Annotated in this window: 20 protein-coding genes and 1 pseudogene; 11 read left to right on the top strand and 10 right to left on the bottom strand. The window is 72.3% G+C overall.

Annotated features, from left to right (window positions below; translation table 11 throughout):
- The first annotated feature begins 147 nt into the window (after nucleotides 1-147).
- A complete protein-coding gene (locus IF47_RS0118100; protein ID WP_031509859.1) occupies nucleotides 148-1,107 on the top strand; it encodes a TIGR03885 family FMN-dependent LLM class oxidoreductase in 960 nt (319 codons plus the stop codon).
- Entirely contained in the window at nucleotides 1,104-3,035 is a 1,932-nt protein-coding gene (locus tag IF47_RS0118095) for a glycoside hydrolase family 15 protein (RefSeq protein ID WP_106982594.1), read from the top strand. The genes IF47_RS0118100 and IF47_RS0118095 overlap by 4 nt, the downstream gene beginning before the upstream one ends.
- Nucleotides 3,036-3,047: 12 nt before the next feature.
- On the opposite strand, the gene IF47_RS0118090 is transcribed toward IF47_RS0118095, so the two are convergent.
- Nucleotides 3,048-3,830 (bottom strand): SIR2 family NAD-dependent protein deacylase, encoded by a 783-nt coding sequence (locus IF47_RS0118090; protein ID WP_031509857.1) that lies wholly within the window; start codon nucleotides 3,828-3,830, stop codon nucleotides 3,048-3,050.
- A 142-nt stretch (nucleotides 3,831-3,972) separates the two neighbouring features.
- Here IF47_RS0118090 and IF47_RS0118085 point away from each other — a divergent pair, with 142 nt between their 5' ends.
- Both IF47_RS0118085 and IF47_RS0118080 read left to right on the top strand, forming a co-directional pair.
- Nucleotides 3,973-4,803, top strand: a complete 831-nt coding sequence (locus IF47_RS0118085) for an inositol monophosphatase family protein (RefSeq protein WP_031509856.1) — start codon at nucleotides 3,973-3,975, stop codon at nucleotides 4,801-4,803.
- 13 nt (nucleotides 4,804-4,816) lie between these two features.
- Nucleotides 4,817-6,235, top strand: coding sequence for a phytoene desaturase family protein (locus IF47_RS0118080; protein ID WP_031509855.1), 1,419 nt, complete (start codon nucleotides 4,817-4,819; stop codon nucleotides 6,233-6,235).
- 38 nt (nucleotides 6,236-6,273) lie between these two features.
- On the opposite strand, the gene IF47_RS0118075 is transcribed toward IF47_RS0118080, so the two are convergent.
- Entirely contained in the window at nucleotides 6,274-6,498 is a 225-nt protein-coding gene (locus IF47_RS0118075) for a hypothetical protein (protein ID WP_031509854.1), read from the bottom strand.
- A 66-nt stretch (nucleotides 6,499-6,564) separates the two neighbouring features.
- Here IF47_RS0118075 and IF47_RS0118070 point away from each other — a divergent pair, with 66 nt between their 5' ends.
- Complete coding sequence (locus IF47_RS0118070; RefSeq protein ID WP_031509853.1) at nucleotides 6,565-6,765, top strand: type II toxin-antitoxin system VapB family antitoxin; 201 nt, start codon at nucleotides 6,565-6,567, stop codon at nucleotides 6,763-6,765.
- 58 nt (nucleotides 6,766-6,823) lie between these two features.
- On the opposite strand, the gene IF47_RS0118065 is transcribed toward IF47_RS0118070, so the two are convergent.
- Nucleotides 6,824-8,503: a BCCT family transporter gene (locus IF47_RS0118065; protein WP_031509852.1), complete on the bottom strand. Its 1,680-nt coding sequence runs from the start codon at nucleotides 8,501-8,503 to the stop codon at nucleotides 6,824-6,826.
- Between the two features lie 151 nt (nucleotides 8,504-8,654).
- On the opposite strand from IF47_RS0118065, the gene IF47_RS0118060 reads away from it, so the two are divergent.
- The 6 genes and pseudogenes from IF47_RS0118060 to IF47_RS29590 form a co-directional block, all read left to right on the top strand.
- Nucleotides 8,655-9,806, top strand: coding sequence for a glycerate kinase (locus tag IF47_RS0118060; RefSeq protein ID WP_245641154.1), 1,152 nt, complete (start codon nucleotides 8,655-8,657; stop codon nucleotides 9,804-9,806).
- A 345-nt stretch (nucleotides 9,807-10,151) separates the two neighbouring features.
- Nucleotides 10,152-10,967: an ABC transporter ATP-binding protein gene (locus tag IF47_RS0118055; protein ID WP_031509850.1), complete on the top strand. Its 816-nt coding sequence runs from the start codon at nucleotides 10,152-10,154 to the stop codon at nucleotides 10,965-10,967.
- The gene (locus IF47_RS0118050; RefSeq protein ID WP_037732852.1) at nucleotides 10,955-11,758 is read left to right on the top strand and encodes an ABC transporter ATP-binding protein; all 804 of its coding nucleotides are present in this window, start codon (nucleotides 10,955-10,957) and stop codon (nucleotides 11,756-11,758) included. The genes IF47_RS0118055 and IF47_RS0118050 overlap by 13 nt, the downstream gene beginning before the upstream one ends.
- On the top strand, nucleotides 11,755-12,645 hold the full coding sequence (locus tag IF47_RS0118045) for a branched-chain amino acid ABC transporter permease (protein ID WP_031509848.1): 891 nt from the start codon (nucleotides 11,755-11,757) through the stop codon (nucleotides 12,643-12,645). Before IF47_RS0118050 ends, IF47_RS0118045 begins: the two co-directional genes overlap by 4 nt.
- On the top strand, nucleotides 12,638-13,837 hold the full coding sequence (locus IF47_RS0118040; protein WP_078591929.1) for a branched-chain amino acid ABC transporter permease: 1,200 nt from the start codon (nucleotides 12,638-12,640) through the stop codon (nucleotides 13,835-13,837). Before IF47_RS0118045 ends, IF47_RS0118040 begins: the two co-directional genes overlap by 8 nt.
- Nucleotides 13,834-15,072, top strand: a pseudogene (locus IF47_RS29590) (ABC transporter substrate-binding protein); the annotation flags it as partial. The gene IF47_RS0118040 and the pseudogene IF47_RS29590, both read left to right, overlap by 4 nt.
- A 78-nt stretch (nucleotides 15,073-15,150) precedes the next feature.
- Here the strand turns inward: IF47_RS29590 and pssA are convergent.
- The 7 genes from pssA to ccrA form a co-directional block, all read right to left on the bottom strand.
- Complete coding sequence (gene pssA / locus IF47_RS0118020) at nucleotides 15,151-16,008, bottom strand: CDP-diacylglycerol--serine O-phosphatidyltransferase (protein ID WP_031509844.1); 858 nt, start codon at nucleotides 16,006-16,008, stop codon at nucleotides 15,151-15,153.
- A complete protein-coding gene (locus IF47_RS0118015; protein WP_031509843.1) occupies nucleotides 15,995-16,642 on the bottom strand; it encodes a phosphatidylserine decarboxylase in 648 nt (215 codons plus the stop codon). The genes pssA and IF47_RS0118015 overlap by 14 nt, the downstream gene beginning before the upstream one ends.
- 175 nt (nucleotides 16,643-16,817) lie before the next feature.
- Nucleotides 16,818-18,023, bottom strand: a complete 1,206-nt coding sequence (locus IF47_RS0118010; protein WP_031509842.1) for an acyl-CoA dehydrogenase family protein — start codon at nucleotides 18,021-18,023, stop codon at nucleotides 16,818-16,820.
- Between the two features lies 1 nt (nucleotide 18,024).
- Nucleotides 18,025-18,549 carry a MaoC family dehydratase gene (locus tag IF47_RS0118005; RefSeq protein ID WP_031509841.1) on the bottom strand — a complete coding sequence of 175 codons (525 nt, stop codon included), beginning with the start codon at nucleotides 18,547-18,549 and terminating at the stop codon, nucleotides 18,025-18,027.
- A 125-nt stretch (nucleotides 18,550-18,674) separates the two neighbouring features.
- Nucleotides 18,675-19,667, bottom strand: coding sequence for an HpcH/HpaI aldolase/citrate lyase family protein (locus IF47_RS0118000; RefSeq protein WP_051717840.1), 993 nt, complete (start codon nucleotides 19,665-19,667; stop codon nucleotides 18,675-18,677).
- Nucleotides 19,664-21,718, bottom strand: a complete 2,055-nt coding sequence (locus tag IF47_RS0117995) for a protein meaA (protein WP_078591928.1) — start codon at nucleotides 21,716-21,718, stop codon at nucleotides 19,664-19,666. The genes IF47_RS0118000 and IF47_RS0117995 overlap by 4 nt, the downstream gene beginning before the upstream one ends.
- A gap of 186 nt (nucleotides 21,719-21,904) precedes the next feature.
- Entirely contained in the window at nucleotides 21,905-23,242 is a 1,338-nt protein-coding gene (gene ccrA / locus IF47_RS0117990) for a crotonyl-CoA carboxylase/reductase (RefSeq protein ID WP_031509838.1), read from the bottom strand.
- Nucleotides 23,243-23,539 lie beyond the last annotated feature (297 nt).

Here is a 23,539-nt window from a genome sequence, read left to right as displayed (position 1 = left end):
CGAAAGTCAACGTGTGCGACGTGTGTGAAAAGACCGAACGGTGCGCACGGCGTCGGACACCGCCGGAGACCGCCGGACACGTCGGCGAGGAGACGCGGGGCCGGACGGGCCCGCCCGCCCGGCGGCCGGAGAAAGGAGGGACGGGGCATGACACGCTACGGTTTCCACGCCTCACACGAGCAGTTCCCGCCGGCCGAACTGCTCTCGCTGCTGAAGCAGGCCGAGGACGCCGGGTTCTCCCGCGGCATGTCCTCCGACCACTTCGAGCCCTGGAGTTCGCGCCAGGGGCACTCCGGCCACGCCTGGGCCTGGCTGGGATCGGCGCTCGCCGTCACCTCCCTTCCGATGGGAGTCGTCACCGCCCCCGGCCAGCGCTACCACCCGGCCGTGCTCGCCCAGGCGGCGGCGACGCTGACGCAGATGTACCCGGACAGGCTGTGGATGGCGCTCGGCACCGGACAGGCGCTCAACGAGCACATCACCGGCGCCCCCTGGCCCGGAAAGGAGGCGCGCGCCCGCCGCCTGGAGGAGTGCGTGGAGATCATGCGCGCCCTGTTCGCCGGCGAGACCGTCTCGCACGACGGACTGGTCCGCGTCGACCAGGCCCGCCTGTGGTCGCTGCCCGAGCGGCCGCCCGCCCTGTTCGCCGCGGCGGTGACCCCCGCCACCGCGGCCCGGGCGGCGCGCTGGGCGGACGGCCTGGCCACCGTCAACCAGCCGGACGGCGCCCAGCGGAAGACCCTGGCCGCCTACCGGGACGCGGGCGGAAAGGGCCCGGCCGTGCTCCAGGCGCACGTGTCCTGGGCGCCGGATCGGGAGGCGGCGCTGGAGGCCGCCCACGACCAGTGGCGGGAGGCGATCTTCGGCAGCGACGTCGGCTGGGAGATCCCGCGGCCCGAGCACTTCGAGCAGGCGGCCCGGTTCGTCGAACCGCACCGGGTCGAGCCCTACGTCCACGTCTCCGAGGGCCTGGCGCGGCACACCGCCTGGCTGGCCGATCAGGCGGAGGCGGGATTCGACGAGATCATGCTGCACCAGGTGGGCCGGGACCAGGCCGCCTTCATCGAGGCGTTCGGCGCCGACGTCCTGCCGGAGCTGGCCCCGTGACGGCCGGGGAGCGGCCCGACGCGGGCACGTATCCGCCGATCGGCGAGTACGCCTTCCTCTCGGACTGCCGCACCGCCGCCCTGGTCGGACCGGACGCCGCCGTGGAGTGGCTGTGCGCCCCGCGGGTGGACTCCGACAGCGTCTTCGCGCGGCTGCTGGACCGTGCCGTGGGCGGGGCGTGGGAACTGCGGGTCGAGGGCGCCGAGCCGGCGGACCGACACTACGAGGACACGGCGCCGGTGCTGGAGACCCGCTGGGACTCCCGCTCGGGCGCGGCGGTGGGGTACGACTTCCTCGCGGCCCGCCCGCCGGGTGCGCAGGAGCACCGGGGACTCGTCCCCACCGGCCTCCTGGTCCGCCTCCTGCGGTGCGAGCGCGGGCGGGTACGGGTGCGGCACCTGCTGTCGGCCAGGCCCGAGTACGCGCGCCGCACCGCCGAGTGGACCGCCGGTCCGGGCACCGGCGCCCTCGCCGAGGAGGGCGCCGGGCTGTGGCTCGCCGCGGCCGGCCCCGGCGGCGAGGCCGGTCCGCGGCCGGCCGTCACCGCGGACGGCGACGCGGAGGTGACCGCCGAACTCGGCGCCGGGGAGGCCCTGGCCGTCGTCCTCGGGTACGACGGACGGTGGCGCGGCCCGCTGGACGTCGGAGACGCCGACCGGCTGCTCCGGGAGACCAGGGAGGCCTGGCACGCCTGGACGCGGACGATGTCCTACGACGGCTACGCGGCGGACCACGTGCGGCGCAGCGCCGTGGTGCTGCGCGCCCTGATGTCCAGCGACACCGGCGCCCTCGTCGCCGCGCCCACCACCTCCCTCCCGGAGTGGCCGGGCGGCGAGCGGAACTGGGACTACCGCTACCTGTGGCACCGGGACGCCGCCCTGGTGGTCCTGGCGCTGATGCGGCTGGGCCACCGGGCGGAGGCCGGGGCGTACCTGCGCGGTCTGCTGCGGCACCCCACCGCCTCGCGCGGCGTGCTCACCCCCATGCTGGACATCGACGGACGCACGGAGACCACCGAGCGGACGCTGGACCATCTGGAGGGGTATCTGGGTTCCCGCCCCGTGCGGGTGGGCAACAGCGCCCACGAGCAGACGCAACTGGACGTCTACGGCCAGATCCTGGACGCGGCCTTCGTGTTCCAGCAGGTCACCGCCGGTTCCGAGGACGGCGTGGGGGACCGGGCCGGCGCCGGGCTCGACGCGGACGAGCGTGCCGTCGTCTACTCGGTGGTCGACACCGCGTGCGAGCGGTGGCGGGAGCCGGACCACGGCATCTGGGAGATCCGCGACGAGCCTCGGCACTGGACCAGCACCAAGCTCTACCTCTGGGTCTGTCTGGACCGCGGCATCCGTCTCGCCGAACTGACCGGTGACACGGGGCAGCCGCTGGAGAAGTGGCGCGCACAGCGGGACGAGCTGCGCGAGGACATCCTCACCCACGGCTACGACGAGACCGTCGGCGCCTTCGTCCAGTCCTACGGCTCCCGCAACCTCGACGCCTCCCTGCTGCGGATCCCGCTGCTGGGCTTCCTCGACGGCCGCGACCCCCGGGTGCTGTCCACGATCGACGCGATCGCCGAGGGGCTCGGAGAGGGCCCGCTCGTCCACCGCTACGACCCCCGGGCCACCGCCGACGGCCTCGAAGGGCCCGAGGGCGGCTTCCTGCTGTGCTCCTTCGACATGGTCTCGGCGCTCGTCCTGGCCGGGCGCCTGGACGAGGCGCGGGAGCGCTTCGAGGAGCTGTGCGCCCGCGCGGGACGCTTCGGGCTGTTCGCCGAGGAGCAGGCGGCCGACGGCACCATGCTCGGCAACTACCCGCAGGCCTTCACCCATCTGGCCCTGATCGAGGCCGCGATGAACCTGGACGAGGCCGGCCACCACGAGTCGCTGCACGCCTGGGCCACCCGGGCGGGGCGGCGGGAGCGCTGACGCGCTCCGCCCTCAGCCCTCCGCCCAGTCCTCTGCCCGGCCCTCCGCCAGCTCCTCCAGCAGGGCGGGCAGGGCCCGTCCGATCGGCTCGCGGACCACCCGGTCGGCGAGCCGGTCGTACGGGGTGGGCTCGGCGTTGACGATCACCAGACGCGCGCCGTGCTCGGCCGCGATCTCGGCCAGCGACGCGGCGGGCTGCACCTGGAGGCTGGTGCCCACCGCGACGAACACCTCGCACGCCTTGGCGATGGCCACCGCCTCGGCGAGCACCATCGGGTCCAGCGCCTCCCCGAACATCACGGTGGCCGACTTCAGGATGCCGCCGCACCGGTCGCACGCCGGGTCCTCGACCCCGGCCCGTACCCGATCCAGCGCCTTGGCCATCTCCGAGCGCGCGTGGCACCCGGTGCACACCACGGCCCGCGCGGTGCCGTGCAGCTCCAGCACCTTGCGGTCGGGCATCCCGGCCATCTGGTGGAGCCCGTCCACGTTCTGCGTGATCACCCGCACCGGCACCCCGGACCGCTCCAGCCGCACCACCGCCTCGTGCGCGGCGTTGGGTCTCGCCCGCAGCGCCGGGCCCTCCAGCCGCATCCGCCAGGAGCGGCGGCGGATCTCCGGGTCCGACATGTAGTACGAGTAGGTGACGAGCTTCTCGGCGTCGGGGTCCGTGCGCCACACCCCCGCGGGGCCCCGGTAGTCGGGGATCCCGGAGTCGGTGGAGATCCCCGCTCCGCTGAGGATCGCCACCAGGGGCCTGTGGCCGGTCACCGCGTCCGTCCCGTCCGTGTTCATGGCATCGAGCCTACGCAGCCGGGCGACCGGCCCTCGAAAGCGCTTCCGCCGACCGGCGGCCCGCCCCGCGCGGAACGCACCGCTCACCCCATGGCCGCACACCGCCCGACGGGACCGCCGGGTGACGTGCTTCCATGGATGGATGATCAGTGACGCATTGGTGACAGCGGTCGAGGAGGCCGTCCGCAAGGTGGCGGCCGAGGAGGTCCTGCCCCGCTGGCGGCAGTTGAGCGAGGACGAGGTGAGTCGGAAGACCGGCCCGCACGACCTGGTCACCATCGCCGACCACCGCGCCGAGGAGCGGCTGACCGCCGACCTCACGGCGCTGCTGCCCGGCTCCGTGGTCGTCGGCGAGGAGGCGGTGCACGCCAATCCGGTGACGTACCAGGCGCTGCGCGGCGACGCCCCGGTGTGGATCGTGGACCCGGTGGACGGCACCCGGCAGTTCGTCCACGGCGAATCGGGGTTCTGCACCCTGGTGGCCCTGGCCCACGGCGGCGAGGTGCTGGCCTCCTGGACGTACGCGCCGGCCCGCGAGGAGCTGGCCGTCGCCCGGCGGGGCGAGGGGGCCCACCTGAACGGCGAGCCCCTGCGCTCCGGCGCCCCCGAGCCGGGGGCGGTGCTGGAGGTCGCCTGCTCCCACCCGGACTTCACCACCGAGGCGCAGAAGCGGGCCCTGCTCGGCCTGGAGGTCGAGGGGGTCGCGCCCCGGCCGTGCGGCTCGGCCGGACTGGAGTACCTGAACGTGGCGCGCGGCGCGCTGGACGCGGTGGCCTTCTCCTGGGAGAACGCCTGGGACCACGCCGCCGGCCTGCTGCTGGTGGCCGAGGCGGGCGGCGGTCACGCCACGCTGACCGGGGAGCCGTTCCGCCTCGCCGGCGGCAACGCCCTGCCCTTCACCGCCGCACGGGACGAGGTGACGGTGCGTCGTATCCTCTCCCTACTGGCTTCCGCCAGCCGACCTCGAGGGTGAGGGGAGAGCCGAGATGCCGTCGATGCGTGACGCGGTCGTGGTGGGAGCCGGGCCGAACGGACTGACCGCCGCGGTCGAACTGGCCAGACGCGGCTTCTCGGTGGAGCTGTTCGAGGCGCTGGACACCGTCGGGGGAGGGGCGCGCACCGAGGAGCTGACCCTCCCCGGCTTCCGGCACGACCCCTGCTCGGCCGTCCACCCCCTGGGCGTCGGCTCGCCGGCCTTCTCCGCGATGCCGCTGGACCGGTACGGGCTGGAGTGGCTCCACCCCGAACTGCCCCTGGCGCATCCCTTCCCCGACGGCACGGCCGGGGTGCTCTCCCGTTCGGAGGCCGAGACGGCCGTCTCGTTCGGGCCGCGCGACGCGGGGCGGTACCGGCGTCTGGTGGCGCCCTTCCTGGGGCGCTGGCACACCCTGGTCCCGGACTTCTTCAAGGTGCCGTGGGACGGGCTGCCCCGCGATCCGGTCACCCTGTCCCGCTTCGGGCTGCTGGGACTCCAGCCGGTGGACTGGCTGACGCGCCGCTTCCACGACGACAGGGCCCGCGCGCTGATGTTCGGGTTGGCCGCCCACGCCATCGCGGCACCGACCTCGCCGGCCACCGGCGGCATCGCCCTGGTCTTCGCGCTGGCCGCGCATGAGGTCGGCTGGCCGCTGCCGCGCGGCGGCTCGCAGGCGATCTCCGACGCGCTCGCCGCCTACCTGCGCGACCTGGGGGGCGAGGTCCACACCGGGGTGGAGGTCAGGCGGCTGGACGAGCTGCCTCCCGCCCGCGCCTATGTCTTCGACACCTCGCCCACCGCGCTGGCGCGGATCGCCGGGCTGGGCGACGCCTACCGCCGCTTCCGGTACGGCGCCTCCGTCTTCAAGATCGACTACGCCCTGGACGGGCCGGTCCCGTGGACCTCCGCCGACGCCCGCCGCGCCGGGACCGTCCACATCGGCCCGTCCAGCCGGGAGATCACCGCCGCGCTACACGCCGCCGTCGAGGGCGAGCGGCCCCACACCCCGTTCCTGATCACCGCCCAGCCCACCCTGGTGGACCCGGGCCGCGCGCCGGAGGGCAAGCACGTCTTCTGGGCGTACGGCCATGTGCCGCGCGGCTGGAGCGGGGACGCCACCGAGGTGATCGAGCGGCAGATCGAGCGTTTCGCGCCCGGCTTCCGCGACCTGGTGCTGGCCCGCGCCACCGCGGGCCCGCCCGAGCTGGCCGCCCGCAACGCCAACTACGTCGGCGGCGACATCGCCTGCGGCGCCTTCAGCGGGCTCCAGGCGCTGCTGCGCCCCAAACTCGCCCGCGTCCCGTACGCCACCGCCCACCCGGCCGTCTACCTGTGCTCGTCGGCCACCTGGCCGGGGCCGGGCGTCCACGGGATGTCGGGGCACAACGCGGCGAAGGCGGTCTGGAGGCGCCTGCGCGAACGCGGGTAGCGCGGGGCGCGCCGGCGCACCCCGCGTTCCGTCGGGCCCTATCTCTTCGCGTGCTTCTTGTGCACGGCCTGCCTGCTGACGCCGAGGGCGGTCCCGATCTCCTCCCAGGACCAGCCCTGCCGGCGCGCGTTGTCCACCTGGAGCGCCTCCAGGCGCTCCACCAGCCGCCGCAGCGCGGCGACCGCCCGCAGCCCCACGCGGGGGTCGTGGTCCATGGCGGCCTTCGCGGTGTCGACCGTTTCCCTTGCCTCCGGTCCTGCCATGCTGTCAACCTAGGATGACACCAAGAGATCGTCAATCGAGGTTGACGGAAAGGGGGCGGGACGGCCATGGCGAAGGTGAAGGTCGAACTCGACGCGGAACTGGTCGTCGAGGTCATGGTGTTGGCCGGGATCGGCGATCCGCGCGACGCCGTGGAGGCGGTGGTGCGCGACTACGTCGCCCGCGGGCACCGCACGGAGGAGCGTACGGGCGAGACGGACGCGCGGCTACGGGAGATCCAGCTCGCGCCCAAGGTCGAGGAGGGCTGAGCACACGCCGGACACGCGCGCGGGCCCGGGGACGTTCCCCGGGCCCGCGCACACGGCGTCAGGTCCGACTCGGGCCGTTGCGCCGGGACCGCTCCCGGTTCCGGCGGTCGGTGTGCTCGCCGATGGCCTCGCCGACCATGCGTCGGACGGCTTCTCGGATCCCGTACAGCGGGTGGTGGCGCGGTGGCCCGGCGCCGGGGTCCGCGCGCAGCTCCCTCGTCAGCGCCCAGCACAGCGTGATCATCACCAGCGCGAACGGCAGGGCCACCAGGATCGTCCCCGCCTGGAGGGATTCCAGGCCGCCCGCCAGCAGGAGCACGGCGGCCACCGCCGCCATCAGCACGCCCCAGGTGACGACCAGCCAGCTACGCGGGTGGAGGGCGCCGCCGGAGGTCAGCGAACCCATCACCAGGGAGGCGGAGTCGGCGCTGGTGATGAAGTAGGCCATCACCAGGATCATCGCGATCACCGAGGTGACCGTGCCCAGCGGCAGCGCGTCCAGCAGGCCGAACAGCGCCGCCTCCACACCGCCCTCCAGCTTCCCGACCATGTCGGCCTCGCCGGTGGCGTCCAGGCGCATGGCGCTGCCGCCCATCACGCAGAACCAGACGACGGTCGCCCCGCTGGGCACCAGCAGCACCCCGATGAGGAACTCGCGGATCGTACGGCCGCGGGAGATGCGGGCGATGAAGGTGCCCACGAACGGCGCCCACGACAGCCACCAGGCCCAGTAGAAGATCGTCCAGGTGCCCAGCCACTCCTTGTTGCCGAAGGCGCCGGTCCGGGAGGAGAGCCCGATCAGGTCCTGGAGGTAGGCGCCGACACCGGCCGGGATCGCGTCGAGGATGAACACCGTCGGGCCGAGCAGGAAGACGAAGAGCATCAACGACGCGGCGAGCCCGACGTTGAGGTTGCTCAGCCACTTGATGCCCCGGTGCAGTCCGGAGAAGGCCGAGAGCACGAACGCGGCCGACAGCACCGCGATGACCAGCAGTTCCAGCTCCCTGGTGTCCTCCCAGCCCACGGTGAGGTTGAGGCCCTTGGCCACCTGGAGGGCGCCCAGGCCCAGGCTGGTGGCCGTGCCGAAGACGGTCGCGAAGACGGCCAGCAGGTCGATGATCCGGCCCGGCCAGCCGTTCGCGCGGCGCTCGCCGATGAGCGGGACGAAGACCGAGCTGATGCGGTTGCCCCGGCCCTTGCGGAAGGTGGCGTAGGCCAGGCCGAGGCCGGCCACGCCGTAGATCGCCCAGGGATGCAGCGTCCAGTGGAAGAAGGAGTACTCCAGCGCGGTGCGCTCGGCGGCGCCGCTTCCGCTCTCGATGTCGCCGAAGGGCGGCGGGTCCGCGTAGTACGTCAGCGGCTCGCCGACGCCGTAGAACATCAGGCCGATGCCCATGCCGGCGCTGAACATCATGGCGATCCAGGCCAGGTTGCCGAACTCCGGCTCGTCGGTGTCCTTGCCCAGCTTGATCCGGCCGAAGCGACTGATCGCGAACACCGCGCACAGCACCAGGAAGAGGTCGGCGGCCACGGTGAACAGCCAGCCGAAGTTGTCCAGCACCCAGTCCAGGGCGGTGTCGGTGACTCTGGAGAAGGAGTCCGTGCCGATGGCCGCCCAGGCGACCGCGGCCAGCACCGTCACCACACCGATGACGATCACCTTGACGTCCGGCGGCGGGTCCTCATGGGGGGTCTCCGGCTCGGGGACCTGGGAGGAGGCGGTCACATCGGTACTCATATCGTCTCACTATGGTGTGAATGGCGTCTTTCGCTGTGGGGGCACGCCGACGGGACGGAGGACATGCCGTGGCGCACCCGTGGTCCCGTCTGCCCGGTAATCGGTAGGGTCAAGGCGGCGCGACAGCCTGTTCGAGAACAAGAGAGACGTTGTGGACGGAACACACACCGAGACAGGCCGCGTGCTGATCGCCGCGGACAAGTTCAAGGGCTCCCTCACCGCCGCGGAGGTCGCCGAGCACGTCACGGCCGGACTCCGCCGGGTCCGCCCCGGCGTGGCGGTCGAGGCGCTGCCCATCGCCGACGGCGGCGACGGCACCGTCGCCGCGGCGGTCGCCGGAGGCTTCGCGCTCCGCCAGACGGCGGTCACCGGACCGCTGGGCAAGGCGGTCACCGCCTCCTACGCGCTGCGGGACGACACCGCCGTGGTGGAGATGGCCCAGGCCTCCGGGCTCCGGAAACTGCCCGACGGCGTCCTCGCCCCCCTGTCGGCCACCACCTACGGCACGGGCGAACTGCTGCTGGCGGCCGTCGACGCGGGCGCGCGCACCGTCGTCCTCGGCGTCGGCGGCTCGGCGACGACCGACGGCGGCGCGGGCATGCTCGCCGCGCTCGGCGCCCGTTTCCTGGACGAACGCGGCGAGCCGCTCGGACCGGGCGGCGGCCCGCTGGGCCGGCTGGCCACGGCGGACCTCACGGGCCTGGACCCCCGGCTGAAGGACACCCGGATCATCCTGGCGAGCGACGTCGACAACCCGCTCACCGGACCGGCGGGAGCCGCGGCCGTCTACGGCCCGCAGAAGGGCGCCGACGCCGACGACGTCGCGGCCCTGGACGCCGCCCTCGCCCACTACGTCCGGGTGCTGGAGGCGACCCTCGGGCCGCGCGCCGCCCGGTGCGCCGAACAGCCCGGCGCGGGCGCGGCCGGCGGTGTCGGCTACGCGGCGCTGGTCGCCCTGGACGCGGCCTTCCGGCCCGGCGTCGAGGTGCTGATGGAGGTGCTGGGCTTCCACGCCGCCCTGGACCGCGCCGGCCTGGTGATCACCGGCGAGGGCTCGCTGGACTCCCAGACCCTGCGCGGCAAGGCCCCCGCCGGGGTGGCCGCCGCGGCGCGCCGGGCGGGCCGCCGCACGGTCGCGGTGTGCGGACGCCTGGCCATCGGCGACGACGAGCTGCGGGCCGCCGGGATCGAGGCGGCGTACGCGCTCACCGACGTCGAACCGGACCCGGCCGTCTGCATGGCGCAGGCGGGCCCCCTGTTGGAGCGGGTCGCCGAGCGGCTGGCGGTCGAACACCTTCGGTGACGACTCCGGCCCCGACACGCCGGGGCGGACCCGGAAGGACCGACACCCCCGGCCCGTGACGGCCCGGCCCGCGACACTCCGGCCCGCGACGAATCGGCCCGTGACGACCCGGAGCGAGAGAGCCCGGACCACCCCGTGTGGTCCGGGCTCTCGCACGTCACGGACCCGTCCCACGGCGGAGCCGCCGCGTCCGCTGTGCCGGTGCACAACCCCGTCCGCGCACCTCTGGTCACGGGCACCGGATCCGGCCGCCAGCCGTGGACGGGCGCCGCGGCCGGTGCTGGGGTGAGCGCCGTGATCCCGGTGGAGCCCACCGGCGAGCAAGTCGGAAGAAGAGGAGGGCCGATGACGGCCGCTTCGCTGGAGGTCCGGGAGGTGTCCGTGGGCTACGGCCCGGTACGGGCGCTGAGCGCGGTCTCCGTGGACGTACCCGAGGGCGCGGTGGTCGCCGTCCTCGGCGGCAACGGCGCCGGCAAGACGACCCTGCTGAGGGCCGTCTCGCGCACCCTGAGCTTCCACGGCGGAACGATCGGCTCCGGATCGATCACCTTCGCCGGACGGCGTCTGGACCGCCTCACCCCCGCCCAGGTGGTGGCCGCGGGAGTGGTGCAGGTGCCCGAGGGACGGCAGGTGTTCGCCCGGATGACGGTGGCCGACAACCTCCGCGCCGGCGCCCTGGGCGCGCGCGGGGGCCGCCGGGAGGCGGCGCGGGCACGGGAACGGGTCCACGAGCTGTTCCCGGTGCTGGCCGACCGGGCGCACCAGAGAGCAGGGCTGCTCTCCGGAGGCGAACAGCAGATGCTGGCCATGGGACGCGCCCTGATGGCCCGTCCGAGGCTGCTGCTCCTGGACGAGCCCTCGCTCGGCCTGGCCCCGCTGATGGCCGACCGCATCGCCGAGACCGTGCGGGAGATCAACGCCCGGGGCACCTCGGTGCTGCTGGTGGAGCAGAACGCCGCCATCGCGCTGCGACTGGCCTCGTCGGCGGTCGTGCTGGAGGTCGGCGAGGTGGCCCTGGCCGGACCCGCCGACGAACTCGCCGCCTCCGACGAGGTGCGCCGCCGCTACCTGGGGATCGCCGACGACGGCGCCGCCGCCCCCGAGGGGACCGCCGTCGAGCCCGTCCCGGCCGCCCCGGTCCTGCGCAGGTGGTCGGCGTGACGGCCCCCGCCCCGGACGTCCCGCCGCTGCGGGTGCGCGACCTGACCGTGCGCTTCGCCGGGATCACCGCCCTGGACGGCGTCTCCTTCACCGTCGAGCCCGGCAGCGTGCACGCGGTCATCGGCCCCAACGGCGCGGGCAAGTCCACCACCTTCAACGTGCTCTCCGGCGTCTACCGCGCGACCTCGGGCAGCGTCCGCCTCGGCGACGAGGAGCTGACCGGCCTGCCCCCGCACGAGATCGCCGCCCGCGGCGTGGCCCGCACCTTCCAGAACATCGCGCTCTCCCCGTACATCACGGTCGCCGACAACCTGATGCTGGGACGCCACCGGCTGACCCGGTCCGGGTTCCTCGCCGCGGGGCTCCGACTCCCCTCGGCCGCCCGCGAGGAGGCCCGGCACCGCGAACGGGTGCGGGAGATCGCCGCCTTCACCGGCCTGGAGGGGCACCTCGACCACCCGGCCGGAGCGCTGCCGTACGGGCTGCAGAAGCTGGTGGAACTCGGCCGCGCGCTGTGCATGGAACCCCGGCTGCTGCTCCTCGACGAGCCCGTGGCCGGCATGACCGCCGACGAACGTCGCCGCACCGCCTCGGTCATCGCGGGCGTGCGCGACGGACTCGGCATCTCGATCGTCCTGGTCGAACACGACATGGGGGTGGTGATGCGGCTCGCGGACGCGGTGACCGTGCTCGACTTCGGCCGGAGGATCGCCGACGGCCCGCCCGACGCGGTGCAGCGCGACCCCGCGGTCGTCCGCGCCTACCTCGGTCAGGAGGCGGCGGCATCGTGACGACCTTCGTGGAACTGCTGTTGAACGGGCTGTCCATCGGCGCGGTCTACGCCCTGATCGCCCTCGGCTTCGTGATCGTCTTCAGGGCCACCGAGGTGGTGAACTTCGCCCACGCCTCCCTGCTGCTGGCCGGCGGCTACGTCACCGCCGTGCTCAGGGACGACATCGGCTTCCTCGCGGCCCTGGTCGTGGGCGTCGCCGGCGCCGCGCTGCTGGGCGCGCTGATCGAGTTCCTGGTGATCCGCCGCTACCGCGGACGCGACCACAGCGTGCTCGCCATCGTCACCATCGGCGTCGACATCGTCCTGCTCGCGGAGCTGACCCGGCGGATCGGCTCCAACGTGTACCCCATGGGCGACCCGTGGGGCGACGGGGTGCTCACCCTCGGCGGGGTCAGCGTCCCGCACACCAGGGTGGCAGCCTTCGTCACCGCCGGACTGATCATCGCCGCCTTCCTGCTCGCCTTCCGCCTCACCTCCTGGGGCGTGGCGACGCGCGCGGTGGCCGAGCATCCGGAGACCGCGGCGCTGATGGGCATTCGGCTGGGCCGGGTCTCGCTGTCGGCCTGGGCGGTGGCGGGCGGACTGGCCACGGTCGCCGCCCTGTTCCTGACCGTCTTCCCCACCCCCGGCCTGGAGCGCGGCACCTCCCTGGCGGCCCTGAAGGCGTTCCCAGCCGCGATCCTGGGCGGCCTGGACTCCACCACCGGCGCCCTGGTCGGCGGGCTGGTCATCGGCGTCACCCAGTCCCTGGCCACCGGCTACCAGAGCGACCTGACCTTCCTGGGCCGGGGCATCGGCGACCTGGCGCCGTACCTGGTGATGCTGTTGGTGCTGCTGGTGCGTCCGGCGGGACTCTTCGGAACGAGGGAGCTCGCCCGTGTCTGAACCCACCACACCACTCACCGCGTCCGGGGCCACCGCGTCCGGGGCCGCCGCGTCCGGGGCCGCCGCGTCCGAGATCACCGCTCCACCGGCCGGGCCCCGGCCCGCCGGCCGGCGCGCCACGCGCGTCGGCCCCTCCCGCCGCCGGGCCGCGTACGCGGCGGCGGGAAGTCCGGTCCTGCTCGCCCTGCCCTTCTACGTCGACCGCTTCTGGCTCCAGGCCGGGCTGCTGGCCATGGCCGCCGCCATCGGCGCCATCGGGCTGACCCTGCTGACCGGCGCCACCGGCCAACTCTCCCTCGGCCACGCCTTCTTCCTCGCCGTCGGCGCCTACGGCTACTGCGTCCTGGCCGGCGACGGCGAGGGCGCGGGGGAGCCGGTCGGACTGGGACTGCCGAGCTGGGCGGCGGTGGTGCTCGCGGTGCTCCTGGCGGGCGTGGCGGGCGGTGTGTTCAGCCCGATCGCCGGACGGCTGCGCGGGGCGTACCTGGGCATCGCCACCCTGGCACTGATCTTCATCGGGCAGCACGTGCTGTTCAACGCCCACGACCTGACCGGCGGCTACAACGGCCGCGCCGTACCGCCGCTGTCGCTGTTCGGCCTCACCTTCGACGACAGCGAGACGGTCGTCGCCGCCGTGCCGTTCCAGGCGATGGAGAAACTCTGGTACGTCGGGCTGCTCCTGCTGGCCGGCTGCGCCCTCTTCGCCCGCGGGGTGCTGCGCGGCCGTCCCGGAAGGGCGATGAACGCCATCCGCGACCACCGGATCGCGGCCGGGGTGATGGGCGTGCCTGTGGCCCGCCACCGAGCGGCGGTCTTCGTCCTGTCCTCGATGTACGCGGGCCTGGCCGGGGTGCTGCTGGCCCTGGTCTTCCAACAGACCGTGCCCGAGTACTTCGGTTTCATCCTCTCCCTGGAGTACCTGGCGATGATCGTCATCGGCGGTCTGGGCTCGGTCACGGGGGCCGTCGTCGGGGCCGCGTTCGTCACGCTGCTGCCCCAGATCCTCACCCGCTACAGCGAGGTCCTGCCCCTGGTCTCCGCCCCCGGCACGGGCGGGGTCTCCCCGGGCGAGGTGTCCCGCTACCTGTACGGCGCCGCGATCGTCGCCGTCGTGCTGTTCCTGCCGGGCGGCCTGGTGCGGCTCGCCGCCCGTCGCGGACCCATCGAGAAAGACGAGGCAGAGAGACCATGAAGATGCGCACACCACGCACGGCGGCGGTGGCCGCCGCGGTCGCCGTCACCCTCATCGTCGCCGGATGCAGCGGCAAGGCGACGGACGGGGACACCGGCGGCACGGGCGCCGGGGGAGTGAAGACCGACAAGGGCGTCACGGACGACACCATCCACATCGGCGCCCTCACCGACATGACCGGGGTCTACGCCTCCCTGGGCAAGAGCGTCACCCAGGCTCAGCAGCTCTACATCGAGCGGATCAACGCCGACGGCGGGATCTGCGGACGCAAGCTGGAGCTGACCGTCCGCGACCACGGCTACGACGCCGGCAAGGCCATCCCCGCCTACACCGAGCTCCAGCCCAAGGTGGTGGGCTTCGTGCAGTTCCTCGGCTCGCCGTTCGTCAGCGCCGTCAAGGAGCGGATCGACACGCAGCACAAGCTGCTGGTGCTGCCCCAGGCGTGGTCCGCCGACCTGCTCGGCAGCGCGTACGTCCGCACCATCGGCGCCACCTACGACGTGGAGACGGTCAACGCGATCGACTTCCTGCTGGCGGAGAAGAGGATCGCCGAGGGCGACAGGGTGGGCCACGTCTACTTCGAGGGCGACTACGGGGAGAACGCCCTGGAGGGCTCGCGGTACGCCGCGAAGAAGGCCGGGCTGACCATCGTCGAGCAGAAGATCAAGCCGACCGACGAGGACATGTCCGCCCAGGTCGCGGCGTTCAAGAAGGCCGGCGTGAAGGCCGTGCTGATCAGCGCCGGGCCGCGGCAGGCGGCCTCCCTGGTGGGCGTGGCGGCGGCCGGCGGCCTGAACGTGCCCATCGTCGGCAACAACTCGGCCTTCGCCCCGCAATTGCTGGAGACCCAGGCGGGACGGGTCCTGCAGAAGGACTACTACGTGGCGGCCTCCACGCTGCCCATCGGCTCGAAGGAGCCGGAGCCCTCCCGGCTCGCGCGGGAGTACTCCAAGGCACACCCCGACGACGTCCTCGACAACGGCGTGGCCGCCGGGTGGAGCGCCGCCTCCGCCTTCGGCGCGGCCCTGAAGCAGGCGTGCGAGGACAAGGACCTCACCCGGCAGGGCGTCGTGGACGCGCTGACGTCCCTGGAGGCCGAGCCGATACGGCTCGGGCCCACCGACACTCCGGTCGTCCCGGGGACCGGCCCCCGTCGGGGACGTGACGCACCTCACGCCGGTCGAAGCGTCGGAGCCGGAAGTCGACGGGTGTGCCGGCCGCCGGACGGGGCACCGGGAAGACGGATGAAAAGGCTTCGGGCGCCGGACGGGTGTGAACCCGTCCGGCGCCCGAGTGAACCGGCCGTCCTCCGGCTAAGCCTTGGCCGCCGCCCGCGCCTCGCGGCGGTTGTCACGGAAGGCGTTCACCCGCCGCGCGGTGGCGAACAGCGGGATCACCGCGCCCAGCACCAGTTGGAGCGCGCAGCCGGTCTCCAGCAGCAGCTCGCCGCCCGGGGCGTCGAAGGCCCAGGCCGTCAGCAGGCCCATGCTCAGCACGATCCAACCGAGCATCGCCACCGCCAGCACACCGCGCGGCTTGGGGTACTCGACCCGGCTCACCATCAGCCAGGCCACCCCGACGATCGCCAGCAGCGTGGGGACGAACGGCAGCTCCAGCAGCACGATGGAGACGACCGTCAGCGCCCCGAAGGGGCTGGGCATGCCCTGGAACACCCCGTTGGGCAGGGTGAGGCAGGAGAATCTCGCCAGCCTCAGCACCACCGCCAGCAGCACCACGACCGCGGCGAGCACCGAGACGCCCTGGTGCGCGTCGTTGGCGACCATGCCCCAGACCAGCACGAAGTACGCGGGCGCCAGCCCGAAGCTGACCAGGTCGGAGAGGTTGTCCAGCTCCGCGCCCATCGCCGAGCTGCGCAGCTTGCGCGCCACGAGCCCGTCGAAGAGGTCGAACACCGACGCCAGCAGCATCAGCATCACCGCGGTCGCGGCGCCGTGCCGAGCCGTCCCGCCGTCGCCGGTCAGGTGCGGGATCAGCACACCCGTGGTGGTGAAGTACACCGCCATGAAACCGCAGGTGGCGTTGCCGAGGGTGAGCGCGTCGGCTATCGACAGCCGCATCGACAGCGGCATGTCGTCCATCTCGTCGTCGGCGGCGTCCTCGACCTCCGCCTCGGGCACCCAGGCGCGGTTGCCGGGATCAATCACGGTCAAGGCGAGTCACCCCCGCGGTCGTGGCCTGGCCGACCTCGACGTCGACCTCGACGCCCTCCGGGAGGTAGAGGTCCACGCGCGAGCCGAAGCGGATCAGACCGATCCGCTCGCCCTGCTCGACCTTCGTTCCCTCCTCGACGTACGGCACGATCCGTCGGGCCACGGCCCCGGCGATCTGGACCATCTCGATGTCGCCCAGTTCGGTGTCGAAGTGCCAGACGACGCGCTCGTTGTTCTCGCTCTCCTTGTTGAACGCCGGGACGAACCCGCCGGGGACGTGCTCCACGGACGTCACCGTGCCGGCCAGCGGGGCGCGGTTGACGTGGACGTTCAGCGGGCTCATGAAGATCGCGACGCGGGTGCGTCCGTCCTTCCACGGCATGATGCTCTGCACCACGCCGTCGGCAGGGGAGAGGACACGGCCCTGGGCGATCTCCCGCTCGGGGTCGCGGAAGAACCACAACATGCCCGCCGCGAGGGCGGTGGCGGGCACGGCGGCGACCGCGGCGCCCTTCGAGCGCCTGGCGCGGGCCAGGGAGAGGGCTGCGGTGGCCACGGTCGGGAGGAGCCACGGCGACGCTCCGCGCGCGAGACGGATTCGGCCGCGTTGTGCAGAGGATGGGCTGTGGGGCATGGAAGACCTTCGTAGCGGAGGGTGCCGCGGATACACGGGGACGGCGGCTTTCCGGGATGCTATCGGTTACCGGTGGCAACTGGGCAAGCCAGAGCGCCAGTCCGGACCGGGAACTCTCCGGGAGGCCCCGGTCGGGGTGCTTCCCGCGGAGGGAGAACACCCCGAAGGAGGCATCCTACCCCTGGAGCCTGTACTCCTCCAGGAGTCGGCGTCCCACGATCATCTTCTGGATCTCGGCAGTGCCTTCGCCGATGAGGAGCATCGGAGCCTCGCGGTAGAGCCGCTCGATCTCGTACTCCTTGGAGAAACCGTAACCGCCGTGGATGCGGAAGGCGTCCTCCACGACCTCCTTGCAGTACTCCGAGGCGAGGTATTTGGCCATGCCCGCCTCCAGGTCGTTGCGCCGGCCGGAGTCCTTCTTCCGCGCGGCGTTGACCATCAGGGCGTGCGCCGCCTCCACCTTGGTGGCCATTTCGGCCAACTTGAACTGAATCGCCTGATGCTGGGCGATGGGCTTCCCGAAGGTGTGCCGCTGCTGGGCGTAGGCGATGCCCAGCTCGAAGGCGCGCTGCGCCACGCCGCAGCCGCGGGCGGCCACGTTCACCCGACCGACCTCGACGCCGTCCATCATCTGGTAGAAGCCGCGGCCGGTCTCGCCCCCGAGCACCCGGTTCGCCGGGACGCGCAGCCCGTCCAGGATCAGCTCGGTGGTGTCGACACCCTTGTAGCCCATCTTGTCGATCTTGCCGGGGATCGTCAGACCCGGCTTGACCTCGCCGAACCCGGGCTCCTTCTCGATCAGGAAGGTGGTCATCGACTTGTGCGGGGGAGTGTCCTGGGGGTGCCCCTCGTCGGTCCGGCAGAGCACCGCCACCAGCGAGGACGTGCCGCCGTTGGTCAGCCACATCTTCTGGCCGGTCAGAACGTACTCGTCGCCGTCGCGCACGCCCTTGGTGGTGATCGCCGACACGTCCGAGCCCAGGCCCGGCTCGGACATCGAGAAGGCGCCCCGGACCTCGCCGGCCGCCATCCTCGGCAGGAAGTACTCCTTCTGCTCGTCCGTGCCGTGCTGCTTGAGCATGTACGCGACGATGAAATGGGTGTTGATGATGCCGGAGACGCTCATCCAGCCACGGGCGATCTCCTCCACGCACAGGGCGTAGGTGAGCAGCGACTCGCCCAGGCCGCCGTACTCCTCGGGGATCATCAGGCCGAAGATCCCCAGCTCCTTCAGGCCCTCCACGATCCGGGTCGGGTACTCGTCCCGGTGCTCCAGCTCGCCGGCGACCGGAAGTATCTCCTTGTCGACGAAGTCGCGGACGGTGGAGACGATCTCCTTCTGGACGTCCGTCAGTCCCTCGGTCTGCGCCAGGCGACCCATCTCACTTCTCACCCTTCTTCTCCGGCACGCGCGGCTCGGGACGGCCGGGCTGCTCTCCCCCGCGCTCGGCGATGTACTCGGCGGTGGGCACCATCACCTTGCGGCGGAAGACGCACACCAACGTTCCGTCCTGCTTGTAGCCCCGGGTCTCGACGTGGACGATGCCGCGGTCGGACTTGGACTTCGACGGGACCTTGTCCAAAACGGTGGTCTCGCCGTAGATCGTGTCGCCGTGGAAGGTCGGCGCCACGTGCCGCAGCGACTCGATCTCCAGGTTGGCGATCGCCTTGCCGGAGACGTCCGGCACGGACATGCCCAGCAGCAGGGAGTAGACGTAGTTGCCGACCACCACGTTCCGGCCGAAGTCCGTCGTCCTCTCGGCGTAGTGGGCGTCCATGTGGAGCGGGTGGTGGTTCATGGTCAGCAGACAGAAGAGGTGGTCGTCGTACTCCGTGACCGTCTTGCCGGGCCAGTGCTTGTAGACGTCACCGACCTCGAACTCCTCGTAGGTGCGGCCGAACTGCATGGTGTGACTCTCCGGTGGTGTGGTGGACGGACGGCGGGTGGCTTCGGGCCGCCCCGGCCCGTCGCCCGGGGGAAGACGGGGCGACGGGGGACGGGGCGGCCCGTTCCCGTGGGGGCCGTGGGGGCTCAGTCGGCCGGCGGCTCGAACTTGCTGGTCCGCTTCAGGCCGGCGGCCCGGCCCTTGCCCGCGATGACCAGCGCCATCTTGCGGCTGGCCTCGTCGATCATCTCGTCGCCGAGCATCGCCGAGCCCTTCTTGCCGCCCGCCTCGGAGGTGAAGTACTCGTAGGCGTCGAGGATCAGCTCGGCGTGGTCGTAGTCCTCCTGGGAGGGGGAGAAGATCTCGTTGGCGGCCTCGACCTGGCCCGGGTGCAGCACCCACTTGCCGTCGAAGCCGAGCGCGGCGGCGCGCCCGGCCACCTCGCGGAAGCCGTCCACGTTGCGGATCTGCAGGTACGGCCCGTCGATCGCCTGGAGGTCGTTGGCGCGGGCCGCCATCAGGATGCGCATCAGGATGTAGTGGTAGGCGTCGGCCGGGTAGCCCGGCGGCTGCTCGCCCACGACCAGGGACTTCATGTTGATGGAGGCCATGAAGTCGGCCGGGCCGAAGATGATGGTCTCCAGCCTTGGTGAGGCCGCCGCGATCTCGTCGACGTTCACCAGGCCCTTGGCGTTCTCGATCTGCGCCTCGATGCCGATGCGGCCGACGTCGAAGCCCATCGTCTTCTCGATCTGGGTCAGCAGCAGGTCCAGCGCCTTCACCTGGGCGGCGTCCTGCACCTTCGGCAGCATGATGCAGTCCAGGTTGGGGCCGGCGCCCTCGACGACCGTGACCACGTCGCGGTACGTCCAGTGCGTCGTCCAGTCGTTCACCCGCACGACCCGGGTCTTGCCCGTCCAGTCGCCCTCGTTGAGGAACTTCACGATGGTGTGCCGGGCCTCGGGCTTGGCCAGCGGCGCGCAGGCGTCCTCCAGGTCCAGGAAGACCTGGTCGGCCGCCAGGCCCTGGGCCTTCTCCAGGAAGCGCGGGTTGCTTCCCGGCACGGCCAGACAGGAGCGGCGCGGACGCAGCCGGTTCACGCCCGCGCCGGCTGTCTCTGCGGAAGGAGCGGTGGTCATGCGGGGACCTCCAGGGGGTCGAGCTTGTTCGCGATGCGGATCTCGTCGACGATACGGCCGATGATCTCCGTGATGCCGAAGTCCTTCGGGGTGAAGACCGCGGCGACTCCGGTGGAGCGCAGCGCCTCGGCGTCGGCGGGAGGGATGATGCCGCCGACGATGACGGGCACCTCTCCCGCGCCCGCCCGGCGCAGTCGGTCCAGCACGTCGGGGACCAGTTCCGTGTGCGAGCCGGAGAGGATCGACAGCCCGACGCAGTGCACGTCCTCGGCGACGGCCGCCGAGACGATCTGCTCGGGAGTGAGCCGGATGCCCTGGTAGACCACCTCGAAGCCCGCGTCGCGCGCCCGTACGGCGATCTGCTCGGCACCGTTGCTGTGCCCGTCCAGGCCGGGCTTGCCGACCAGCAGCCGCAGCCTGCCGACGCCCAGCTCGGCCGCGGTGGCGTCCACCTTGGCCCGCACGGCGGCGAGCGTGGAGCCCTCCTCGGCGGGGGCCGTCACCGGCGCCGAGCTCACCCCGGTGGGGGCCCGGTACTCGCCGAAGACGTCCCGCAGCGCCCAGGCCCACTCGCCGGTGGTCACCCCGGCGCGGGCGCACTCCAGGGTGGCCGGCATCAGGTTGACCTCGCCCGCGGCGGCCCGCTTCAACTCGGCCAGGGCCTGCTGGGCCCGAGCCTCGTCCCGCGTCTCGCGCCAGCGGTGGAGGGAGGCCACCACGGTGGCCTCGACGGTCGGGTCCACCGTTATGATCGCCGTGTCCAGGTCGGCGGTGAGCGGATTCGGCTCGGTGGACTCGAAGCAGTTGACCCCGACGATCTTCTCCTCGCCGGACTCGATGCGGGCCCGGCGCTCGGCGTGCGAGGCGACCAGCCGCGACTTCAGATAGCCGGACTCCACGGCCGCCATGGCGCCGCCCATCTCCTGGATGCGCTCGATCTCGGCCCACGCGCCCTCGGCCAGCTCGGCGGTCTTGGCCTCGACCACGTGCGACCCGGCGAACAGGTCGTCGTACTCCAGCAGGTCGCTCTCGTGGGCCAGGACCTGTTGGATGCGCAGCGACCACTGCTGGTCCCAGGGCCGGGGCAGACCCAGCGCCTCGTTCCAGGCGGGCAGTTGCACGGCGCGGGCCCGAGCGTCCTTGGAGAGGGTGACGGCCAGCATCTCCAGCACGATCCGCTGGACGTTGTTCTCCGGCTGCGCCTCGGTCAGACCGAGCGAGTTGACCTGGACGCCGTAGCGGAAGCGGCGCTGCCTGGGGTCCTCCACGCCGTACCGCTCACGGGTGATCCGGTCCCAGATGCGGGTGAAGGCCCGCATCTTGCACATCTCCTCGACGAAGCGGACGCCCGCGTTGACGAAGAAGGAGATGCGGGCGACGACGTCGCCGAACTTCTCCGGCGGCACCTGCCCCGAGTCGCGCACCGCGTCGAGGACCGCGATGGCCGTCGACATGGCGTACGCGATCTCCTGCACCGGAGTGGCCCCGGCCTCCTGCAGGTGGTAGCTGCAGATGTTGATCGGGTTCCACTTGGGGATGTTCGCCACGGTGTAGGCGATCACGTCGGTGGTCAGACGCAGGGAGGGACCCGGCGGGAAGACGTGCGTCCCGCGCGAGAGGTACTCCTTGACGATGTCGTTCTGCGTCGTCCCCGACAGCCTGGCGACGTCCGCGCCCTGCTCCTCGGCGACCACCTGGTACAGCGCGAGCAGCCACATGGCGGTGGCGTTGATGGTCATCGAGGTGTTCATCCGCTCCAGGGGAATGTCCTGGAACAGCCGCCGCATGTCGCCGAGGTGACAGACCGGCACGCCGACCCGGCCAACCTCACCGCGGGCGAGGACGTGGTCGGGGTCGTAGCCGGTCTGCGTCGGCAGGTCGAACGCGACCGACAGACCGGTCTGCCCCTTGGCGAGGTTGCGCCGGTACAGCTCGTTGGACGCCTCGGCGGTGGAGTGCCCGGCGTACGTCCGCATCAGCCACGGACGGTCTCTTTTTTTGTGTTCACTCGCCTCCGGGCTCCCCCAGCTACCGCTGGGAGGGGCCCCCATTGATCCGGTGCCGACGGGGTTCGTCGCACGGTCGCTCGTTCCTCGCTCCCTCCTCCTCACCCCTTTCGACACCGGCGCGCCCTTTGGCTCGTTCACGCCCGAGGGGGTGGCCGGCGAGGGGGAACCGGACGAGGGGGTGGCGCTCTTCGGTGCGCTCGCGTCACGGGGTTCGGCCATGGGGCGACCTCACACGTTCCGGAAGCGGTTGATCGCGGGGAGGTGCTTCTCGCGCGTCTCCGCGTCGCGGACGCCCAGGCCCTCCCGCGGGGCCAGGCACAGCACGCCGACCTTGCCCTGGTGGACGTTGCGGTGCACGTCGTGGGCGGCCTGGCCGGTCTCGTGCAGCGGGTAGGTCTTCGACAACGTGGGGTGGATCTTCCCCTTGGCGATGAGGCGGTTGGCCTCCCACGCCTCGCGGTAGTTGGCGAAGTGCGAGCCGACGATCCGCTTGAGGTTCATCCACAGGTAGCGGTTGTCGTAGCTGTGCATGTAGCCGGAGGTCGAGGCGCAGGTGACGATCGTGCCGCCCTTGCGGGTGACGTAGACGGAGGCGCCGAAGGTCTCCCGGCCGGGGTGCTCGAAGACGATGTCCACGTCCTCGCCGCCGGTCAGCTCGCGGATGCGCGCCCCGAAGCGCTTCCACTCCTTGGGGTCCTGGGTGTTCTCGTCCTTCCAGAACCGGTAGCCCTCGGCGGAGCGGTCGATGATCGCCTCGGCGCCCATGGAGCGGCAGATCTCCGCCTTCTTCTCGCTGGAGACCACGCAGATCGGGGTGGCGCCGCCGGCGAGCGCGAACTGGGTGGCGTAGGAGCCCAGACCGCCCGAGGCGCCCCAGATGAGCACGTTGTCGCCCTGCTTCATCCCGGCGCCGTTGCGGGAGACCAACTGCCGGTAGGCGGTGGAGTTGACCAGGCCGGGGGCGGCGGCCTCCTCCCAGGTCAGGTGCTTGGGCTTGGGCATGAGCTGGTTGGACTTCACCAGGGCTATCTCGGCCAGGCCGCCGAAGTTGGTCTCGAAGCCCCAGATGCGCTGCTCGGGGTCGAGCATGGTGTCGTCGTGGCCGTCGGCGCTCTCCAGCTCCACCGACAGGCAGTGCGCGACGACCTCGTCGCCGGGTCGCCAGGCGTTGACGCCGGGGCCGGTGCGCAGCACCACGCCCGCCAGGTCGGAGCCGATGATGTGGTACGGCAGGTCGTGGCGCTTGGCCAGCGGAGAGGTGCGCCCGTAGCGCTCCAGGAAGCCGAAGGTCGGCAGGGGCTCGAAGATCGAGGTCCACACCGAGTTGTAGTTCACGGAGCTGGCCATGACCGCCACCAGGGCCTCGCCCGGGCCCAGTTCCGGCACCGGCACGTCGTCCAGGTGCAGCGACTTGCGCGGGTCCTTGTCACGGGTGGGCAGGCCGGCGAACATCTCGACCTCGTCCTTGTGCACGGTCACCGCGCGGTACGACTCGGGAAGGGGGAGGTTCTCGAAGTCTGCGGGCGTGCTGTCCGACGCGAGGATCGCGTCCAGGATTTCCTTCACGTGGGCCTCCGGCGAGCGTGTCAAGACGCTTGAGGGGTCGCTGGGGTCTGTCTGTTTCTCGTTGAGCTGCTGGTGCCGTCGGTTCGGCGGTGGTGCTGCGGCTCGGCGCGGTAGCGCTGAAGGCCTGTGACGCAGGCGTCCGGACGCGCGGAGTGGCCGCGGGGACAGTGCCCGGACACGGCTCACGTTATGGCACTGCGTGCCAGGAAACAAGACACTGCGTGCCAACAATTTCTCTCAAGTGTCATTGGCCGCGCACGCATGAGCGACCACGGCCGCCTCCCGAGGGGGAGGCGG

The organism is Streptomyces megasporus (genome assembly GCF_000718985.1).
GTDB lineage: Bacteria > Actinomycetota > Actinomycetes > Streptomycetales > Streptomycetaceae > Streptomyces > Streptomyces megasporus.
This window is presented reverse-complemented; position numbering and strand designations above follow the sequence as displayed.

What these genes read in the sequence shown, in the direction of transcription:
- IF47_RS0118100 (WP_031509859.1), top strand. Translation starts at nt 148, where the DNA reads ATGACACGCTACGGTTTCCACGCCTCACACGAGCAGTTCCCGCCGGCC.
- IF47_RS0118085 (WP_031509856.1), top strand. Translation starts at nt 3,973, where the DNA reads ATGATCAGTGACGCATTGGTGACAGCGGTCGAGGAGGCCGTCCGCAAG.
- IF47_RS0118055 (WP_031509850.1), top strand. Translation starts at nt 10,152, where the DNA reads ATGACGGCCGCTTCGCTGGAGGTCCGGGAGGTGTCCGTGGGCTACGGC.
- IF47_RS0118005 (WP_031509841.1), bottom strand. Translation starts at nt 18,549, where the DNA reads ATGCAGTTCGGCCGCACCTACGAGGAGTTCGAGGTCGGTGACGTCTAC.
- IF47_RS0117995 (WP_078591928.1), bottom strand. Translation starts at nt 21,718, where the DNA reads ATGGGGGCCCCTCCCAGCGGTAGCTGGGGGAGCCCGGAGGCGAGTGAA.
- IF47_RS0118080 (WP_031509855.1), top strand. Translation starts at nt 4,817, where the DNA reads ATGCCGTCGATGCGTGACGCGGTCGTGGTGGGAGCCGGGCCGAACGGA.
- IF47_RS0118015 (WP_031509843.1), bottom strand. Translation starts at nt 16,642, where the DNA reads ATGCCCCACAGCCCATCCTCTGCACAACGCGGCCGAATCCGTCTCGCG.
- IF47_RS0118075 (WP_031509854.1), bottom strand. Translation starts at nt 6,498, where the DNA reads ATGGCAGGACCGGAGGCAAGGGAAACGGTCGACACCGCGAAGGCCGCC.
- IF47_RS0118010 (WP_031509842.1), bottom strand. Translation starts at nt 18,023, where the DNA reads ATGGGTCGCCTGGCGCAGACCGAGGGACTGACGGACGTCCAGAAGGAG.
- IF47_RS0118070 (WP_031509853.1), top strand. Translation starts at nt 6,565, where the DNA reads ATGGCGAAGGTGAAGGTCGAACTCGACGCGGAACTGGTCGTCGAGGTC.
- IF47_RS0118090 (WP_031509857.1), bottom strand. Translation starts at nt 3,830, where the DNA reads ATGAACACGGACGGGACGGACGCGGTGACCGGCCACAGGCCCCTGGTG.
- IF47_RS0118000 (WP_051717840.1), bottom strand. Translation starts at nt 19,667, where the DNA reads ATGACCACCGCTCCTTCCGCAGAGACAGCCGGCGCGGGCGTGAACCGG.
- IF47_RS0118065 (WP_031509852.1), bottom strand. Translation starts at nt 8,503, where the DNA reads ATGAGTACCGATGTGACCGCCTCCTCCCAGGTCCCCGAGCCGGAGACC.